The sequence below is a fragment of the Ensifer sp. genome, from assembly GCF_035999185.1.
Taxonomy (GTDB): Bacteria; Pseudomonadota; Alphaproteobacteria; order Rhizobiales; family Rhizobiaceae; genus Ensifer.
Map to the genome: position 1 here is coordinate 1 of NZ_DASYHB010000202.1, position 13,264 is coordinate 13,264.

The following is a 13,264-nucleotide window of genomic DNA, read 5'->3' on the forward strand; positions in this document are numbered from 1 at the left end:
CATGATGTCGGCTTCCTTCATGATGAGAAGGTCTTCGCCGTTGATCTTGACTTCGGTGCCCGACCACTTGCCGAACAGAACGCGGTCGCCAGCCTTGACGTCGAGAGCAACGACCTTGCCGCTTTCGTCACGGGCGCCCGAGCCAACAGCGACGATTTCGCCTTCCTGCGGCTTTTCCTTGGCGGTGTCCGGGATGATGATGCCGCCCTTGGTCTTCTCTTCAGACTCGACGCGACGTACGACGACGCGGTCGTGCAGCGGGCGGAAATTGGTGCTTGCCATTAGTCTATTCCCTCGATCAAATGACATTACGGATCGCTGATCGACCCGATGGATGGGTGTTAGCACTCTCATTTGTCGAGTGCTAGCGATGCCGAGATAAGCCTGGGTATGGGGTGAGTCAAGGATCGGGCCCAGATTTTTTGCCGCGGGCTGGCACCGCCAATGGGTGCAATCGGCAACAGGCCCGGCGAGCCTACCGCCATTCTTGGCGAAATATGGGCGCTTGTGTTGGCAAATGTGATGGGCGGCATTTTTGCGGTTGATAACCGACGCGCCGGCTAACGCAGGCCTTGTGATCTGTGAACGCCGGCGGTTTCGCGAAGATTGGTCCGCACGTGGCCCGGCGGGGACCCACGGATTCCGTGGGAGGGGGCGCCTTTTTCGGGGACCAAGACTTGTATTCTTCAGCCTTCCTTGCCATGCAAGCCGGAAACCGTGTTTGCAGGAAGCCAGAATGGCCGTCAGGATCAACAGTTTTCGGGAAATCGCCGCGCGCTACGATATCGTGCTGTGCGATGTCTGGGGCGTTCTTCACAACGGCGTGCAGGCTTTTGCCGGCGCCTGCGAGGCGTTGGCGGAGGCGCGTGCCGCCGGCTTGACCGTCGTGCTCATCACCAATTCGCCGCGGCCAAGCCCGATGGTGAAGGTCCAGATCCGTGGCCTTGGCGTCCCGGACGAGGCCTACGACCGCATCGTCACGTCGGGCGACGTGACGCGCGCACTGATCGCCGCTGCCGACAAGAAGATTTACTTCATCGGCGCCGAGCGCGACCTGCCGCTTCTTGAGGGGCTGGGAACGCAGATCGTTTCTTCCGAGGACGCGCAGACGGTCGTGTGCGCCGGCTTCTATGACGATGAGACCGAAACGCCGGAACACTACCGCGCGACGCTGACGGGTCTTGCCAAGCGCAAGATCCCCTTCATCTGCGCCAATCCTGACCTTGTTGTAGAGCGTGGCCACCGGCTGATCCCCTGCGCCGGCGCCATTGCCAAGCTCTATGAGGAACTGGGTGGCGAGGCGCGCATTGCCGGCAAGCCCTACATTGCCATCTATCGTGCAGCGCTTGGCGAAGCCAAGGCCGTGCGTGGTGCGATCGATCTGTCGCGGGTGATTGCCGTCGGCGACGGCATGCCGACGGACGTGAAGGGCGCCCAGGATGCCGGCCTGGACCTGCTCTATATCAGCGCAGGCATTCACGCCCAGGAATACATGAACGAAAGCCGGACCGACGAGGCGAAGCTTGCCGCTTTCCTGAAAAAGGAAGGTGCCTCGCCGAAGTGGTGGATGCCGCGGCTCGCCTGACGGGAAGACGACGGAAATGACGGTTTTTCATCGCAACGAGACCCGCGATCCGCTTCCGGAGCATTTGCGCGGCGGTGTCGTCGCCATCGGCAATTTCGACGGCGTACATCGTGGCCACCAGTCGGTCTTGAGCCGGGCCCTGGAAGAGGCCGCAGCCCGCGGCGTGCCGGCGCTCGTCTTGACCTTCGAGCCGCACCCCAGAACCGTATTTCGCCCGGAAACCCCGGTCTTCCGCCTGACGCCGGCGCCGCTGAAGGCCCGTATCCTTGAGGGCATGGGCTTCGGTGCGGTCATCGAGTACCCGTTCGACCGCACCTTCTCGCAATTGTCCGCCTCCGATTTCATCCACCGCATCCTGCTCGAATGGCTGCATGCCTCGCATGTGGTGACCGGTTTCGATTTCCATTTCGGCAAGGGGCGCGAAGGCGGGCCCGCATTCCTGATGGCGGCCGGCGGCGAGAACGGTTTCGGCGTCACGCTTGTCGATGCGTTTCGCGACGAGAACGCCTCGGTCATTTCGTCGAGCTACATCCGTGCGCTGCTCGGCGAAGGCAATGTTTCGCAGGCTGCCGGCATGCTCGGTTATCGTTATGTCGCCGAGGCGGAAGTGATCGGCGGCAAGAAGCTTGGCCGCGAACTCGGGTTCCCGACAGCCAACATGCGGCTTCCGGCAGAGGTTGAACTCCGGCCCGGCATTTATGCCGTGCGTTTCCGCCGGCCGGACGGTTCTCTTCGTGATGGCGTCGCCAGCTTCGGGCGACGGCCAACGGTCGACAGCGACGGCGAACCCCTGCTCGAAACCTATGTCTTCGATTTTTCCGGCGATCTTTACGGCGAGATCTGCGCGGTCTCGTTCTTCGGGCATCTGCGTGACGAGCTCAAATTCGACGGGCTCGATCCGCTGGTGGCGCAGATCCGCCAGGACGAAGCGGAAGCGCGGGCGTTGCTCTCCGGCGTTGCGCCGCTCGGCGACATCGATCTCAGGCTCAACTTCGCCTGACGAAAGATTTCGGCTTTCGCCGGGCCGCGGACCTTTTCAAAAGGCCGAAAACGCCTTAAACAACCGGCCACCATGACCCGGCACCGTCGATTGATCATCGATCAGCGAATTATTGGCCCGGCCTTCCGCGCGCTTTAGTCAGCCGGAAGGTCCGGGATTTCGGCGTTTCCGACGCCCCAGTCATCTCTCGATACCGAGCCTATCTCGTATGCGCGACCCTTTGCGCGAAGAAGCGATTGCAAACACCATGACCGACACCGCTGAAAAGATCGACTATTCCTCGACCCTCTACCTGCCGCAGACGGAGTTTCCGATGCGCGCCGGCCTGCCGCAGAAGGAGCCGGAAACGGTCGCCCGCTGGCAGAAGATGGGCCTCTACAAGAAGCTGCGCGCATCCGCTGCCGGCCGCGAGAAGTTCGTGCTGCACGACGGCCCTCCCTATGCCAACGGCAACATCCATATCGGCCACGCGCTGAACAAGATCCTGAAAGACGTCATCAATCGCTCGTTCCAGATGCGGGGCTTCGACGCCAACTACGTGCCTGGTTGGGACTGCCACGGCCTTCCCATCGAATGGAAGATCGAAGAGAAGTACCGCGAGAAGGGCCAGAACAAGGACGAGGTTCCGGTCAACGAATTCCGTCAGGAATGCCGTGATTTCGCCTCCGGTTGGATCCAGGTCCAGGCCGAGGAATTCAAGCGCTTGGGCATCGAAGGCGATTTCGACAATCCCTACACCACGATGAACTTCCACGCGGAAGCGCGCATCGCCGGTGAACTGATGAAGATCGCCAAGCTCGGCCAGCTCTATCGTGGTTCGAAGCCGGTCATGTGGTCGGTCGTTGAGCGCACGGCACTTGCCGAAGCCGAAGTCGAATATGCCGACGTTGAAAGCGACATGATCTGGGTGAAGTTCCCGGTCACCGAGGGCCCGGCGGATCTGGCCGGCACCTTCGTCGTGATCTGGACGACCACGCCCTGGACCATCCCCGGCAACCGCGCCATCGCCTTCTCCTCGCGCTATGCCTACGGCCTTTACGAGGTTGCGACCGCCGAGAACGATTTCGGCCCGCAGCCCGGCGAAAAGCTGATCTTCGCCAAGCGTCTGGCCGACGAGTCCGCTGCCAAGGCCAAGCTCACCTTCAATTTCGTTCGCGATCTCGAAGCCGATGAATTGGCGGCGGTTACCTGCGCCCATCCGCTGCATGGTCTGGGCGGTGGCTACGCCTTCAAGGTGCCGTTGCTCGACGGCGACCACGTGACCGACGACGCCGGTACCGGCTTCGTGCATACCGCGCCCAGCCACGGCCGCGAGGACTTTGACGCCTGGATGGACAACGCCCGCGCGCTCGAAGCCCGTGGCATCTCCTCGGCGATCCCGTTCACGGTCGACGACGCCGGCTACTTCACCGCCGACGCCCATGGTTTCGGCCCGGATGCCGAAGGTGGGGCCGGCCGCGTCCTCGACGACAAGGGCAAGAAGGGCGACGCCAACGACCGCGTCATCAAGGCGCTGATCGGTCGCCACGCACTGTTTGCGCGCGGTCGCCTCAAGCACTCCTATCCGCATTCCTGGCGCTCGAAGAAGCCGGTGATCTTCCGCAACACGCCGCAATGGTTCGTCTACATGGACAAGGCGTTCGGCGACGGCACGACACTGCGCTCGCGCGCGCTGTCTGCCATCGACGACACCCGCTTCGTGCCTGGTGCCGGCCAGAACCGCCTGCGTGCGATGATCGAGGGTCGCCCGGACTGGGTGCTCTCGCGCCAGCGCGCCTGGGGCGTTCCGATCGCGATCTTCGCCGATGACCAGGGCGAGATCCTGATCGACGAGGCCGTCAACGCCCGCATCCTTGACGCGTTCGAACTGGAAGGCGCTGACGCCTGGTTCGCCGAAGGCGCCAAGGACCGCTTCCTCGGCAACGACCACGACCATGCCAAGTGGCACCAGGTCATGGACATCCTCGACGTCTGGTTCGACTCGGGCTCGACCCACACCTTCACGCTCGAAGACCGTCCGGACCTGAAGTGGCCGGCCGACGTCTATCTCGAAGGCTCGGACCAGCATCGCGGCTGGTTCCATTCCTCGCTGCTCGAGGCTTGTGCGACGCGCGGTCGCGCGCCCTACAACGCCGTTGTCACCCATGGCTTCACCATGGATGAGAAGGGCGAGAAGATGTCGAAGTCGAAGGGCAACACCGTCACGCCGCAGGAAGTGATGAAGGACGCCGGCGCCGACATCCTGCGTCTGTGGGTGATGACGACCGACTACTGGGAAGATCAGCGCCTCGGCAAGACGATCATCCAGACCAACATCGACGCCTATCGCAAGCTGCGCAACACGATCCGCTGGATGCTCGGCACGCTCGCCCACGACAAGGGCGAGGAGATCGCCTATGCCGACATGCCGGAACTCGAAAAGCTGATGCTGCATCGCCTGGCCGAACTCGACCAGCTAGTGCGTGAAGGTTATGACGCCTTCGACTTCAAGAAGATCGCTCGCGCGCTGATCGACTTCTCCAACGTCGAGCTGTCGGCGTTCTACTTCGACATCCGCAAGGACGCGCTCTACTGCGATGCTCCGTCGAGCCTGCGCCGCCGGTCGGCACTTGCCGTGATCCGCAAGCTCTTCGATTGCCTCGTCCTGTGGCTGGCGCCGATGGTGCCCTTCACCACGGAAGAAGCCTGGCTGTCGCGCAAGCCCGATGCGGTTTCTGTGCACCTCGAGCAGTTCCCGGCGATCCCTGCGGAATGGAAGAACGACGCGCTCGACGCCAAGTGGGAGAAGATCCGCGCGGTGCGCACGGTCGTCACCGGCGCGCTTGAAATCGAACGCAAGGACAAGCGTATCGGCTCGTCGCTGGAAGCGGCACCGGTCGTCCACGTCGCCGATCCGGAGCTCCTGAAGGCGCTGGAAGGTCAGGACTTCGCCGAGATCTGCATCACGTCAGCAATCACCATTGAGGCGACCGAAGGTCCTGCGGACGCGTTCCGTTTGGCTGACGTTGCCAAGGTGGGCGTCGTGCCGAAGCTTGCCGACGGCCAGAAGTGCGCACGCTCCTGGCGGATCACCACGGATGTCGGGTCAGACCCGCTCTATCCTGACGTCTCCGCCCGTGACGCCGCCGCCTTGCACGAGCTCGGTTTCAAGGCTTGAGCGATTGTTACCGGATGAATTGCACTCGTTGCGTTCATCCGGTAAAACCTGCCCGAAATTTGGCGGATTTTTACGTCAAGGGCGCTTGGGTGGCCGCGCTGACCAGTGGCCGGCTGGAAGGAAATTCATGGAAATGACACGAGAGTTGCGAGTGTTTGCCAGCGTAGCCGCCATTTTGACGAGCGGCGTGGTGCTTTCGGGCTGCATCGGCGGCCCGACCTACGGCACGGACAAGACGGCTGGCGAACAGCTCATGGACGACCTCGGCAGCGTCGCAAGCTTCGGCCCGCCGAAGCGTGATCCGGTCAAGTATCAGCCGCGCGCAGGTCTCGTTCTGCCGCCGTCGGCCCAGCAGACGGCGCTTGTCGAGCCGCAGAAGTCGCTTGCCAGCCGTGAGGCGAACCCGGAATGGGTCGAATCTCCGGAAGAGGTTCGCAACCGTCTGCGCGAAGAGGCCGACGCCAACAAGAACAACCCGAACTATGTTTCGCCGCTCGCCAAGGCCAGCGCCAACGGTCGCCGCCTGTCCGCTAAGGAACAGCAGGAAGCCTATCGTGAAGGCCGCAAGATCGAGATGGGCGCCTATTCCGACAAGCGCCGCTTCCTCAGCGATCCGCCGCTCGACTACCGTCGTCTGCCGGAAGGGGCCGAGACCGAACTCGGTGAGCCGGAGAAGGACAAGGAGCGCCGCCGCAAGAAGGAAGCGCAGATCAAGAACACCGGCTCCAAGTGGTACTGGCCGTTCTAAGGTCGTCGCGCGGCTCCGTTAAGATCGAGAGCTGAGCCAACCCTTTCATCATGCAGTTCCAGGCAGAGACGCCCTTGGCGTTTCTCCAAAAACCGCCTTAAGCAGCGCCGAGCCATGACCATCAGCATTCGCGACGCCCGCCCGGAAGATGCCGAAACCATTCTGCGCTTCGTCACCGAACTTGCCGTCTACGAGAAGGAGCCCGACGCTGTCGAGGCGACCGTCGAGATGCTGCAGGATTCGCTGTTCGGAACCGGCGCCATCACCCGTGCAGTGATTTGCGAAAAGGACGGCAAGCCGGCGGGTTTTGCCATGTGGTTCTACAATTACTCCACCTGGCAGGCGCGCAAGGGTCTCTATCTTGAGGATCTTTACGTCACGCCGGACTGCCGCGGTTCCGGCGCCGGCAAAATGCTTTTGAAGCATCTGGCAAAGATCGCCGTCGACGAAGGTTGCGGCCGCTTCGAATGGAGCGTGCTCGACTGGAACGAACCGGCGATCCGGGTCTACGAGGCTGTTGGTGCCGAGCCGATGTCGGAATGGACGCGCTACCGTCTCTCGGGCGCGGCGCTGGCAAGCTTTGCGGCCGACTGAACGATTTCATGAGGAGGGGAGGTTGGCTTCCTCTCGCGCGAGGCCGTAGAGATCAAGGCTGGCTCTTAGCGTTTCCCGGCGAAGAACTCTCTGAGAATCTCGGCCGCTTCCCGCTCGGCGAGCCCGGAATACACGTCCGGCGCGTGGTGGCAGGTGGGAGAGCCGAAGAAGCGCACGCCGCTATCGACGGCGCCGCCCTTGGGGTCGTCGGCACCATAATAGAGACGGCGGATGCGCGCGAATGAAATGGCCGCGGCGCACATGGTGCAGGGCTCCAGGGTCACGTACAGGTCGGCTCCCGTCAGCCGTTCGTCTTTAAGGACGGCTGCAGCCTCGCGGATGGCGACGATTTCGGCATGCGCGGTCACGTCGTTGAGTTCGCGGGTGCGATTGCCGGCGCTGGCGACGATCCGGCCGTCGAAAACCACCACGGCGCCGATCGGCACTTCGCCGCGTTCGGCCGCCTTCCTGGCCTCTTCGAGGGCCGCATCCATGTAGCGTGTCGTCTCAGCCATCGCTCAAACAATAATTTCTCTTAACCCACGGGCCGCGACCTGATAGGACAGCCGCAAAAGGCAGGCAACACAAATGACATCCAAAGACAAGCCCACGCGGCCTGGCGGCAAGTCCGCCGGCCGGGACAAGAAACCGCATTTCGCCGACAAGCGGGGCGATGCGCCGAAAAAGGCTGCAGGAGCCAAGACTTCCGGCCCGAAGGCTTTCGGCGCCAAGAGCTTTGGCGCGAAGGCTTCCGATCCGAAGTCCGGCGCCTCGCGTCCGGCAAGAGAACGCCCGAGCGCAGCCGCGCCGGCCGCCGACGAACCGCAGCGCATTTCCAAGATCCTGGCGCGCGCCGGCGTGGCTTCGCGCCGCGACGTCGAGCGGATGATCATGGAAGGCCGTATCAAGCTCAACGGCGTCATCCTGGATACGCCTGTCGTCAACGCCACGCTCGCCGATGCGATCGAGGTCGACGGCCAGCCGATCCGCGGCATCGAGCGTACGCGCCTGTGGCTCTACCACAAGCCGGCCGGCCTGGTGACCACCAATGCCGATCCGGAGGGACGCCCGACCGTTTTCGAGAACCTGCCGGACGAACTGCCGCGCGTGCTGTCGATCGGCCGCCTCGACATCAACACCGAGGGCCTGCTGCTTCTGACCAACGATGGCGGCCTCGCGCGCGTGCTCGAATTGCCGTCGACCGGCTGGCTGCGCCGCTACCGCGTGCGCGCACACGGCGATGTCGATCAGGCAGCGCTTGACCGGCTGAAGGATGGTATTGCCGTTGATGGCGTTCTTTACGGCGCGATCGAAGCAACGCTCGACCGGGTCCAGGGCTCGAATGTCTGGATCACCATGGGTCTGCGTGAAGGCAAAAACCGCGAGATCAAGAACGTGCTCGGCGCACTCGGCCTCGACGTCAACCGCCTCATCCGTATCTCCTATGGACCGTTCCAGCTCGGCGAACTGCCGGAAGGCCACGTCCAGGAAATTCGCGGCCGCACGCTGCGTGATCAGCTGGGTCCGCGCCTGATCGAGGACGCCAAGGCGAACTTCGACGCGCCGCTTTACAATGACCAGGCGGCAACCTTTGCAGGCGACGCTGAAGACGACGCTGCTGATACACGCAAGCCGGAGCGCGGCAACCGCTGGGAAAAGCCGGAAGACAAGCGCGAGCGCGCGCTGTCGCGGCTCGACACCCGTCGCGACGATCGCCGTGACGGCGGCCGCAAGGAAGGGCCTCGTGGCAAGGGTGGTCCGCGCGACGACCGTGACGCCAAGTTCGAGGACCGTCCGAAGCGCGCCCCGGCGCAGCGTGCCCGCACGGCCAACGTCTGGATGGCCCCGGGTGCACGCCCGCTGAACGACAAGAAGGCGAAACCCGCTGAAGGTGACGCCACCGAGAAGCCCGTTCGTCGCGAACGTCCGGAAAGCGCGCCGAAGAGCAAGCGCTACGGCCGAAACAAGGACGGGTTTGCGACCAAGACGACCGGTAAGTTCGACCCGGACCGCAAGGGCGGATCGCACAGGGACTTCGATCGTCCGGCCTCTGCCGCTCCGGTGAAACGTCGCGACGAAGAGGGCGAATGGATCAGCGCCAGCGAGCCTGCCCGTCGCGGCAAGGACGAAGGCCGGGATGGCGGCTTCGGCCGGCGCAAGTCGGGCGATGCGGGAGACCGCAGGTCGCGCGATCACGGTGACCGTCCTGCACGCCGCGAAGGCGGCGACCGTCCGGCGCGTTTCGAAGGTGGACAGCGCAGCTTCTCCGACAAGCCTCGGTTCCCGCGTGCGGATGGTGATCGTCCGCCGCGTCGTGAGGGTGGTGACCGCCCGCGTGGCGATCGGCCAGCACGCGCCGAAGGTGGCGACCGCCGGTTCGACAAGCCGCGCACGCCGCGCGCAGACGGTGATCGTCCGTCGCGCCGCGAAGGCGGTGATCGTTCGTTCGGCGATCGGCCCGCGCGCGCCGAGGGTGGCCCGCGCAGCTATTCCGACAAGCCAAGGGCGCCACGCGCCGAGGGCGATCGTCCGCCACGCCGCGAAGGCGGCGACCGTCCGTTTGGCGACAAGCCACGCGGCAAGTCCTTCGGCGAACGGTCCGGCGGCCCGCGCGGCGGCAAGCCTGGTGGTGGTAAGCCAGGCGGCGCTGGTCGCTCCGGTGGCGGTGGACGCCCGGCCGGCGGCAAACCGCGCGGCAGGGGAAACTAAGCGGCCGTGCGTATCGTCGGTGGAGAGTTTCGGGGTCGCAGCCTGGCGACCCCAAAGTCCAACGATATCCGTCCGACCACGGACCGGACGCGCGAAAGCCTGTTCAACATCCTGAGCCATTCGCACCCGGAGGCCCTCGACGGCACCCGGGTTCTCGATCTTTTCGCCGGCACCGGCGCGGTCGGCATCGAGGCGCTGTCGCGTGGGTGCCGGCAGGCGCTCTTCGTCGAGCAGAGCGTAGAGGGCAGGGGGCTGCTTCAAACCAACATCGAGGCGCTTGGCCTGCAGGGCCGGGCGAAGGTCTTCAGGCGAGATGCCACCAGCCTCGGTGGCGTCGGCACGATGGAGCCGTTTCATCTCGTCTTCGCCGACCCGCCCTACGCAAAGGGTCTGGGCGAGAAGGCGCTTTCGTCGGCCGCCGCCGGCAACTGGCTGGTTCCCGGCGCGCTGATCGTGCTCGAGGAACGGGCCGACGTCCAGCCGGCGCCGGACGCCGTCTTCGAGCGCCTCGACGTCAGGGTCTTCGGCGATACGCGCATGCATTTCTACCGGTTCGGCGGAGCTTGATGCCGTAATTTCGGTTGTCTCGCCGGGATCCTGGAGCGCTATGCGTTCACACGAACGCACAAAGGACGCTCTAGGCTGCCGCTGGGCCGCGCCGTTTCCTCAATCCGCCCGATGCGGGGGGCATGCCGATGCAGCAGGACCTTTCGATGACGAATCGTTTACGCGATGTCACGAGCCAGCCGACCGTGGCGCTCGCGCTGGGCGGCGGTGGCGCACGCGGGCTGGCCCATATCCATGTCATCGAGGCGCTGGATGAACTGGGCATCCGCCCGGTCGTCATCGCCGGGTCTTCCATCGGCGCGATCATGGGCGCGGGCATGGCGGCCGGCATGCGCGGCGAAGAGATCAAGGCGCACACGCTTTCAACCGTCGGTCACCGCCGCGAGGTGGTCAACCGCCTCTGGCAACTGCGGCCATCAAGCCTTTCCGAAGCCATGGCAAGCGGCTTTCGCTTCGGACAGTTCAATGGCGAGCGCGTTCTCAAGGCCTTCTTGCCGGCCGCGATCCCAGCGAAGTTTTCCGACCTCGAAATCCCGCTCAAGGTCGTCGTCACCGACTATTATGGCCAGACCGAGCACATCTGCGACAAGGGCGATCTGTGGCAGGCATTGGCCGCCTCCGCAGCACTGCCGGCAATCTTCAAGCCGGTGAAGATTGGCGGTCGAGTGATGATCGACGGCGGTATCTACAATCCCATACCCTTCGATCACCTGCGCGGCCTTGCCGATATCGTCATCGCCGTCGATGTCGTCGGCGGTCCCGACGGTGACGGCAAGACGATCCCGAGCCGCATCGACAGCCTGTTCGGCGCAAGCCAGCTGATGATGCAGTCGATCATCGCGATGAAGCTGAAAGAGGGCGCGCCGGACATTCTGCTGCGCCCGGATGTCGGCCGCTACCGGGTGATGGATTTCCTGCGTGCCCAGGAGGTGCTGAATGGCACCGCCGCCATCAAGGATCAGCTGAAGCGCGCCCTCGACGAACGCATGGGTGCGCCAAGGCTCGGCTGACCGGAGGGTGGCCCCGCGGTCAGGCGTTCTCGCGCTCGTCGGCGGGAAGGCCCGGCAGGACACGCTCGCCCGTCTCCTGGGAATGATCGACCTCGCGCTTCGGCTTGACCAGCGGCTCCGGTCTCACCGGCCGCGAATGCAGCATGTCGCGGCCGGCGGTGATGCCTTCGGCCTCCTGCAGCACCAGCCGCGCCTCGTCGCGCTTGCGGATGTCGTCCATGATCGCGATCGCCTCGTCGTCGCCGACGCCCAGGGCCTCCAGTGTCTTGCGGCCGAAGAGAAGACCTGACTCGAAGGTTTCGCGCAGTTCGTAGTCGACGCCCTTGGCGCGCAGCTCCAGCGTATGCAGGCGATCGTAGGAGCGGGCGTAAATGCGCGCATTCGGGTATTCGGACTGGACGAGGTCGATGATGTGGTCGGTCGTTTCCTTCTTTTGCGTGCAGACGGCGACGATCTTGGCCCGTTCGATACCGGCCGCACGCAGCACGTCCAGGCGATTGCCGTCGCCGAAATAGATGCGGAACCCGAAGGTCGCGGCTTGGCGCACGCGCGCGGCGGAATGGTCGATGATGGTCACGTCACGGCCGCCGGCAAGGAGAATCTGCGCGGCGATCTGGCCGAAGCGCGAGAAGCCGATCATCAGCACGTCGGCGTTGGCGCCATCGAAGTCCTCCTCGATCTCCTCGTCCATCTCGTCCTGCTCGTGCATCAGCTTTGGCGCGAGCATCGAGGCAAGCGGCGTCAGTGCCATCGACAGGGTGACGATTGCGACGAGCAGCGAGGCATCGCCGTCCGAAAAGACGCCGGCGGTTGCTGCGGCCGTAAACAGCACGAAGCCGAATTCGCCGCCCTGCGGCAGAAGCAGGCTGATGCGGACCGCGTCATTGTGGTGCGATCCCGTCAAGCGGCAGAGCCAGTAGAGCACCAGGCTCTTCAGTGCCATCAGCAGCGGCACAGCAATGATGATCAACTGGTAGCGCTCGACGATGACGCCGAGTTCCAGTGACAGGCCGACGGCCATGAAGAACAGCGCCTGCAGGATACCGCGGAACGGCTCGATGTCCGCTTCGAGTTCGTGACGGTAGGAGGATTCGGCCAGCAGCACGCCAGCCAGAAACGCCCCCATCGCCATCGACAGACCGGCGAGCTGCATCATGGTCGCCGCGCCCATGACGATGAGCAGAGCCGCGGCGATCATGACATCACGCGCGCCAGTGCGGGCGATGATCTGGAACAGCGGGTTCACGAGGTAGCGGCCGGCAGCGAAGAGCACGATGATCGCAGTCGTTGCGATCGCGAAGTCCTCAAGCGGCGGGGTCGTGTCCTCGGGCGCCTGCAAGGCCATCAGCGGTATCAAGGCCAGCAAGGGGACGATCGCCAGGTCCTGGAGCAACAGGATCGAGAAGGCGCGCTGCCCGTAGCGCGTGTTGCGGTCGTTGCCCTCGTCGAGGATCTGCATGGCAAAAGCCGTCGACGACAGCGACAGGCCGAAGCCGGCGATGATGCTGCCGCCGTGCCCGAGAAGCCCAAGGGCATAGATGGCGTAGGAGAGCAGGATGCCGGTGATCAGCACCTGTGCCGTGCCGAGGCCAAAGATGTCGCGTCGCATCTGCCACAGGCGCGAAGGTTTCAGCTCAAGGCCGATGATGAATAGCAGGAAGACGACGCCCAGTTCCGACACGTGCAGGATCTGCTCGCCCTCGGTAATGCTCTGGGCAACGGGGCCGATCAGAATGCCGGCCGAGAGATAACCGAGGATCGTGCCGAGGCCGAGCCGCTTGAAGATCGGGGCAGCGATCACCGCTCCGCCGAGCAGCATAAGAGCCTGGGAATAGATGATCGGTGTCGTTGCCATGCCTTAAGGCTTTCACTCTTGCGTCACCGAGCCCCTTTA

Annotated in this window: 10 protein-coding genes and 1 pseudogene; 8 read left to right on the forward strand and 3 right to left on the reverse strand. The window is 64.1% G+C overall.

Annotated elements, in window-relative coordinates; all coding sequences use genetic code 11:
- Positions 1–282, reverse strand: a 282-nt coding sequence (gene groES, locus VGO04_RS27345; protein WP_327499114.1) for a co-chaperone GroES, incomplete at its 3' end; no start/stop codon positions are given.
- 454 nt (positions 283–736) lie between these two features.
- On the opposite strand from groES, the gene VGO04_RS27350 reads away from it, so the two are divergent.
- The 5 genes and pseudogenes from VGO04_RS27350 to VGO04_RS27370 form a co-directional block, all read left to right on the forward strand.
- Entirely contained in the window at positions 737–1,585 is an 849-nt protein-coding gene (locus tag VGO04_RS27350; RefSeq protein ID WP_327499115.1) for a TIGR01459 family HAD-type hydrolase, read from the forward strand.
- A gap of 16 nt (positions 1,586–1,601) precedes the next feature.
- Positions 1,602–2,585: a bifunctional riboflavin kinase/FAD synthetase gene (locus VGO04_RS27355; protein ID WP_327499116.1), complete on the forward strand. Its 984-nt coding sequence runs from the start codon at positions 1,602–1,604 to the stop codon at positions 2,583–2,585.
- Positions 2,586–2,832: 247 nt separating this feature from the next.
- Positions 2,833–5,742, forward strand: coding sequence for an isoleucine--tRNA ligase (gene ileS / locus VGO04_RS27360; RefSeq protein ID WP_327499117.1), 2,910 nt, complete (start codon positions 2,833–2,835; stop codon positions 5,740–5,742).
- A gap of 127 nt (positions 5,743–5,869) precedes the next feature.
- Entirely contained in the window at positions 5,870–6,490 is a 621-nt protein-coding gene (locus tag VGO04_RS27365) for a hypothetical protein (protein WP_327499119.1), read from the forward strand.
- Positions 6,491–6,562: 72 nt separating this feature from the next.
- Positions 6,563–7,084 (forward strand): annotated as a pseudogene (locus tag VGO04_RS27370) (GNAT family N-acetyltransferase); the annotation flags it as partial.
- A gap of 65 nt (positions 7,085–7,149) precedes the next feature.
- Here the strand turns inward: VGO04_RS27370 and VGO04_RS27375 are convergent.
- Positions 7,150–7,599: a nucleoside deaminase gene (locus VGO04_RS27375; RefSeq protein WP_327499120.1), complete on the reverse strand. Its 450-nt coding sequence runs from the start codon at positions 7,597–7,599 to the stop codon at positions 7,150–7,152.
- A 73-nt stretch (positions 7,600–7,672) separates the two neighbouring features.
- Here VGO04_RS27375 and VGO04_RS27380 point away from each other — a divergent pair, with 73 nt between their 5' ends.
- The 3 genes from VGO04_RS27380 to VGO04_RS27390 all read left to right on the forward strand — a co-directional run bounded on the left by VGO04_RS27380 (position 7,673) and on the right by VGO04_RS27390 (position 11,370).
- Entirely contained in the window at positions 7,673–9,793 is a 2,121-nt protein-coding gene (locus VGO04_RS27380; RefSeq protein ID WP_327499121.1) for a pseudouridine synthase, read from the forward strand.
- Between the two features lie 6 nt (positions 9,794–9,799).
- Complete coding sequence (gene rsmD, locus VGO04_RS27385) at positions 9,800–10,360, forward strand: 16S rRNA (guanine(966)-N(2))-methyltransferase RsmD (protein WP_327499122.1); 561 nt, start codon at positions 9,800–9,802, stop codon at positions 10,358–10,360.
- 128 nt (positions 10,361–10,488) lie between these two features.
- Complete coding sequence (locus tag VGO04_RS27390) at positions 10,489–11,370, forward strand: patatin-like phospholipase family protein (RefSeq protein ID WP_414650608.1); 882 nt, start codon at positions 10,489–10,491, stop codon at positions 11,368–11,370.
- A gap of 19 nt (positions 11,371–11,389) precedes the next feature.
- On the opposite strand, the gene VGO04_RS27395 is transcribed toward VGO04_RS27390, so the two are convergent.
- On the reverse strand, positions 11,390–13,225 hold the full coding sequence (locus VGO04_RS27395) for a monovalent cation:proton antiporter-2 (CPA2) family protein (RefSeq protein WP_327499124.1): 1,836 nt from the start codon (positions 13,223–13,225) through the stop codon (positions 11,390–11,392).
- Positions 13,226–13,264: the final 39 nt, after the last annotated feature.

Bases quoted from the DNA above. Each gene is read 5' to 3' on its own strand.
- VGO04_RS27350 (WP_327499115.1), top strand. From the start codon at position 737: ATGGCCGTCAGGATCAACAGTTTTCGGGAAATCGCCGCGCGCTACGAT.
- VGO04_RS27355 (WP_327499116.1), top strand. From the start codon at position 1,602: ATGACGGTTTTTCATCGCAACGAGACCCGCGATCCGCTTCCGGAGCAT.
- ileS (WP_327499117.1), top strand. From the start codon at position 2,833: ATGACCGACACCGCTGAAAAGATCGACTATTCCTCGACCCTCTACCTG.
- VGO04_RS27365 (WP_327499119.1), top strand. From the start codon at position 5,870: ATGGAAATGACACGAGAGTTGCGAGTGTTTGCCAGCGTAGCCGCCATT.
- VGO04_RS27375 (WP_327499120.1), bottom strand. From the start codon at position 7,599: ATGGCTGAGACGACACGCTACATGGATGCGGCCCTCGAAGAGGCCAGG.
- VGO04_RS27380 (WP_327499121.1), top strand. From the start codon at position 7,673: ATGACATCCAAAGACAAGCCCACGCGGCCTGGCGGCAAGTCCGCCGGC.
- VGO04_RS27390 (WP_414650608.1), top strand. From the start codon at position 10,489: ATGCAGCAGGACCTTTCGATGACGAATCGTTTACGCGATGTCACGAGC.
- VGO04_RS27395 (WP_327499124.1), bottom strand. From the start codon at position 13,225: ATGGCAACGACACCGATCATCTATTCCCAGGCTCTTATGCTGCTCGGC.